The 5441-nt window shown below is 70.2% G+C and carries 4 protein-coding genes; all 4 read left to right on the top strand.

The annotated features are described in order from the left end of the window. Positions 1 to 243 precede the first annotated feature (243 nt). Positions 244 to 531: a GIY-YIG nuclease family protein gene (locus tag GXY85_12075; protein ID NLW51558.1), complete on the top strand. Its 288-nt coding sequence runs from the start codon at positions 244 to 246 to the stop codon at positions 529 to 531. A 614-nt stretch (positions 532 to 1145) separates the two neighbouring features. Beyond that, positions 1146 to 2825 carry an SIS domain-containing protein gene (locus GXY85_12070; GenBank protein NLW51557.1) on the top strand — a complete coding sequence of 560 codons (1680 nt, stop codon included), beginning with the start codon at positions 1146 to 1148 and terminating at the stop codon, positions 2823 to 2825. Positions 2826 to 2923: 98 nt separating this feature from the next. Further along, positions 2924 to 4123 (top strand): methyltransferase, encoded by a 1200-nt coding sequence (locus GXY85_12065; protein NLW51556.1) that lies wholly within the window; start codon positions 2924 to 2926, stop codon positions 4121 to 4123. A gap of 107 nt (positions 4124 to 4230) precedes the next feature. Beyond that, a complete protein-coding gene (locus GXY85_12060) occupies positions 4231 to 5283 on the top strand; it encodes a hypothetical protein (protein NLW51555.1) in 1053 nt (350 codons plus the stop codon). The last annotated feature ends 158 nt before the right edge of the window (positions 5284 to 5441 follow it).

Below are 5441 nucleotides of genomic sequence, written 5' to 3'. Positions count from 1 at the left end.
TGCGTGCTCGTAGCGGCGCCGGAAGCCACACAGGCGAGATCCTTCGTCGCTGCGCTCCTCAGGATGACAGGTTGTGGCCGGGCCAGGCGGTTCGGGGATGCGGAGCTTGGCCCGCGCGGCACGTGGACGGTGTGACGGTCGCGAGTTCGCGCCCGGATGTCATCCTGAGGCCCGCTCAGGCGGGCCGAAGGACCTCGACGTTTGGGCCGCCGGCAGGTCTGCTCGCGCACAAGGGGCGTGGGGATGAAGGAGTACTACGTCTACATCATGACGAACCGCTCCGGCACGCTGTACACCGGTGTTACGAACAATCTTGGGCGGCGCGTCGCAGAGCACAAGAGTCACGCAATACCCGGGTTCACCAGGAAGTACCGGATTGACCGACTCGTCTATTTCGAGAGTACGAACGACGTGAAGGACGCGATTGCACGGGAGAAGCAGATCAAGGGGTGGCTGCGGGCGAAGAAGATCGCACTGATCGAGAGTATGAATCCGGAATGGACGGACCTGGCGGCGGATTGGTGGGAATGAGTGAGTACTCAGGAGCATTCGGAGCGCTGTCCCGCATGCGAACGGCGATGTGCCGAGGATGTCGCGTACGGCACGGGGACCATGCTTGCACCGGCGCCGAAAGCCACACAGGCGAGGTCCTTCGTCGCTGCGCTCCTCAGGATGACAGGTTGTGGCCGGGCCACGCGGTTCGGGGATGCGGAGCTTGGCCCGCGCGGCACGGCGACGGTGCCATGACGCCGGCTCCCTCCCGGGTGTCATCCTGAGCGGCACGTGGACGGTGTGACGGTCGCGAGTTCGCGCCCGGGTGTCATCCTGAGGCCCGCTCAGGCGGGCCGAAGGATCTCGATTCGGCAATTGGGGCGGCGCTCCCGAATGCCGGAAGGCTCGTCGGTCACGTGTCCGGGTTGCGTGCTCGTAGCGGCGCCGGAAGCCACACAGGCGAGATCCTTCGTCGCTGCGCTCCTCAGGATGACAGGTTGAGGCCGGCCGAAGCCTGCATGTCCGTGGCGGCGAACTTGGCGTGAGTGCCCGGAGACATGCGGGCAACGACACGGCGCCCTGGGAGCGGGTAGACTGTGAGGGACCGTGCGGCGGAGTCCGGCGGCAATCACGGCAGCGGGGAACGTGGCATCATGGCCAACTCGGCAATCGAAGCGGCGCGCCGCTTCCTGGCACATGAGGGGGAGTTCCGCCTCGGCGAGTTGGTGACCGAATCGTTCCACCCCGCCACGGCGGCGTTGGGCGAGACGGCGCAGGCGGACCTGCCCGGGGCGGTGCGGCTGCTGCAGTCGGTCGACCGCGACATCCCGGCGGTGGCGGACCGGGTGCTCGGCTCGGCGGAGTTCGCGGCGCTGACCGGGGCGCTGGCGGCCACGCTGCGCGGAGGGGGGCGGGTGGCCGTGTCCGGCTGCGGATCGACGGGCCGTCTGGCTGTGCTCCTGGAGTCCGCGTGGCGCGCATGGCGGCGCGATGCCCGCGCGCCGGCATCGCTCGGCGACCGCGTTGTGAGCATCATGACGGGCGGCGACTATGCGCTCATCCGGTCCGTCGAGGGATTCGAGGACTACCAGGCCGTCGGCCGTCGGCAGGTCCGCGAGGCGGGCCTGGGGCCCGGGGACGTGCTGGTCGCCGTCAGCGAGGGCGGGGAGACCTCGTCGGTGATCGGCACGGTCTGGGAGGCCTTCGAGGCGGGCGTGCAGGTCTTCTTCGTGTTCAACAACCCCGCCCACCTTCTGGGGCGACTCGTGGGGCGCTCCCGTGAGGTCGTCCGGGAGCCCGGCATCGTCAAGCTGGACCTGACGACCGGTCCCATGGCCGTCTGCGGCTCAACGCGCATGCAGGCGACCACGATCGAGCTGCTCATCGTCGGGGCGGCCCTGGAGCGGGCGCTCGCCCGCCTGGTGCCCGGCGAACGCCGCTGCGCGCCCGAGGCATACGGCCGCATGTTCGGCGGCATCCTGGCCGCGCTGGAGGCCGACGAGGCGGTCCGGGCGCTGGCCGACGCCGCGCGCCTGGAGGTCGAGACCTACCGCGCCGGCGGCCTGGTCACCTACCTGGCCGACGCCTTCATGGCGGACGTCCTGACCGACACGACCGAGCGGTCGCCGACGTTCACGCTGCCGCCGTTCCGCCAGTGCGACGACGCCGCCTCGCCGCCCTCGTGGGCCTTCCTGAAGGACCCGTTGCGGCCGACGCCGGAGGCGTGGCGCGCCATGCTGGGCCGCGAGCCGCGGGGCCTCGACTGGGGCCCGGAGGTGTACGGCGCGCTGGGCATCCCCCCTGCCCGGCGGCTGGACGGGCCGGAGATAGTGAAGTTCCGCATCGGCAGCGAGGACGATCCGGAGCGCCGGGAGTCGCCGCGTTCGGCGCTCGTGCTGGTCGACGCCGCCGACGGCCGCCCGTGCTCCGCCCGCCTGGCCGAGCGGTTCGAGGAGCTGGCCGGCGGATACGGCCGCGCCGCCGCGCTGCGGCTGGGCGCGATGCCCGGCCTGGCGGTGCCCCTGCCGCCCTCGCCGCTGCGTCTGGCCGCACACCTGGCGCTGAAGCTGTCGCTGAACACGATCTCGACGGTTACGGCGGCGGCGATGGGACGCGTGCGCGGCAACGCGATGATCTACGCCGAGGCGACGAACAAGAAGCTGATCGACCGCGGTACGCGCATGGTGGCGCGCTTCACGGGCCTGAGCTACGAGCAGGCGTGCATGGAGCTGCATGAGACCCTGTGGCGGCAGCGCGCCGAGCGCGCGGCGGGCGGCGAGCGGCGTTCGCCGGTGGCGGCGACGATCGATCGCCTGGGGCTTCGCGGCCCCTGACGGAGGCTCGGTCCGCGGCAGTCCCTCCCGGCACTTGCAGGTGCACACGGCAGCGCTTCTAATGGCCTCTCCGTGCGCCGTCGGAGCGGGGAGGCCGTATGAATTCACGCGAGCGCGTGCTGGCCGCGCTTTGCCATCGCGAGCCGGACCGCCTGCCGCTGGACATCGGGGGCACCGAGTCCTCGGGGCTGACCGGCATCGCCTACAGTCGCCTGAGGCGGCACCTGGGAGTCGGGGCCGCCACGCGGCTGTTCGACCCGATGGGGCAGGTGGCCCTGGTCGAGCCGGACGTCATGGAGGTGCTGGGCGTCGACTGCGTGGCGCTGCACTTCGAGCCGCGCGCGTGGAAGCCGTCGCGGCTCGGCGACGGCACGCCCTGCGAGGTGCCCGAGGGATGGAACGAGACGCTCCTGCCGGACGGCTCGCGCGAGGTCCGGACCGGGGACGGCCGCCTGGCCGCCCGTATGCCGGCCGGGGGCCTCTACTACGAGGTCGGCGACCCGCCCCTGGCGAGCCTGGCCGACGTCGGCGTGCTGGACCCGCAGACGCCCTGCATCCGCGACTTCGACCTGCCCTGGTTCTCGGACGAGTGCTGGGTCGAACGGCGTGAGCGCGCCAGGGCGCTGCACGAGACGGGACGTGCCGTCGTGGGCAACCTGCTCTGCCACTTCCTGGCGGGCGGCCAGATCCTGCGCGGTTACGAGCAGTTCATGTGCGACCTGCTCCACGAGAAGGCCCTGGCGCACGCCCTGCTGGACGCCCTCTGCCAGGCCTACGTGGAACGCGCGGAGATGTACCTGGCCGTCCTGGGGCACTGGGTTGACGTGATCCTGGTCAATGACGACCTGGGCACGCAGAGCGGGCCGATGCTCTCGCCGGCCCTTTATCGCGAGATGATTAAGCCGTATCAGAAGCGGCTGTTCGGCTTCCTGCGCGAGAGTTTCGACGGTGCGCTGCTCATGCACTCCTGCGGCGCGATCGCGGAGTTCATCCCCGACCTGATCGAGTGCGGCGTGCACGCGATCAACCCGGTTCAGACGTCGGCGGCCGGCATGGAGCCGCGCCGCCTGAAGCGGGAGTTCGGCAGGGACATCGCCTTCTGGGGCGGCGGCTGCGACACGCAGCGCGTGCTCAACAGGGGCACGCCCGAGGACGTGCGCCGGGAGGTCCGGCGCAACTGCGAGGCCCTGGCGCCGGGAGGCGGTTTCGTGTTCACACAGGTGCACAACATCCAGCCGGACGTGCCGCCGGAGAACATCCTGGCGATGGTCGAGGCGGTGCGGGAGGTGCAGCGATGAGACGACTCTGCCTGTGGGCGATGTGCGGGCTGCTGGCCGGCGGCTGCGCGGTCATCGGCGACATTCGGGAGGAATCGAAGGTGAACGTGGAGAAGCACGACAAGGCGATGCGGACCGAGGAGGCCCCGCCCGAGGAGTTCGCGTGGCACCGGCCGTCGGAGGCGCCCTTCCGGCTCGCCGGATTCGCGTGGTTCCGGCAGGACGGCGCCTACCGTCGGATGCCGCTCGAACCGCAGTGGCCCATCACGGAGGCGGTCGACAAGCTGGCGAACTGCACCAGCGGCGGTCAGGTGCAGTTCCGGACCGACTCGCGCAAGCTGGCCGTCCGCGTGGAGCTTGCGGCGGCGGCCACGATGGACCACATGCCCCAGACGGGCGCGGCGAGCTTCGACTGCTACATCGGCCCCCCGGGGCATCAGCGCTACGTGAAGACCAGCCGGTTCGGCTGGGGCGGCACCTCGTACACCTGCCCGCTGTTCGAGTTCCCCGAGCGCGAGATGCGCAACGTGACGCTCAATTTCCCGCTCTACCAGGGCGTCAAGGAGGTGCACGTCGGCCTGGAGCCGGGCGCGAAGATCATGGCGCCACCGGCATATGAAGACGACCGGCCGATCATCGTCTACGGCACCTCCATCACGCAGGGCGGCTGTGCTGAGCGGCCCGGCATCGCCTACACGAACATCCTCAGCCGCAAGCTGAACCGCCCGTTCATCAACCTCGGCTTCTCCGGCAGCGGCCGCGGCGAGCCGGAGATGGCGCGTATCATCGCCACGATCCCGAACCCGGGCTGCTTCGTGCTGGACTACGAGGCGAACGCGGCCGGCAAGCAGCTCGAGAACACGCTGGACGAGTTCGTGACGATCCTGCGCGAGGCGCATCCCGAGGTGCCGATCCTCGTCGTGTCGCGCATCCCGTGGGCACGCGACCTGATCAGCTCCACACAGATGGCCGACCGTGTGCACAAGCGCGACTTCCAGCGCGACCTCGTCGAAGGCCGCCGGGTGGCGGGCGACGAGAACATCCGCTTCCTGGACGGCGAGACGCTCCTGCCGGACGACCCGAACGAGTGCACCGTGGACGGCGTGCACGCGACGGCGCTTGGCTTCTGGCAGATGGCGCGCGCGATGGAGCCCGTGCTGCGGGGCCTCCTCGGTCCGTGAGAGATGCCCCCGGCCGGAGACGTGAGGTCGTACCTGTCATACGCGAATAGTAATGTCCGGTCTTCGGCGGATAGAAATGTCCGCTTTCCTTCGGGTGGAAGGAGAGCGGATGGAGGGAGACCGGATCGAGATGAGCCAGAAGGAGCGGGATCGGCTCA

The organism is Candidatus Brocadiaceae bacterium, from assembly GCA_012728835.1.
GTDB lineage: Bacteria > Planctomycetota > Brocadiia > SM23-32 > SM23-32 > JAAYEJ01.
Note: the sequence above shows the minus strand (reverse complement) of the source record. Positions and strands in the feature narration are given on the sequence as shown.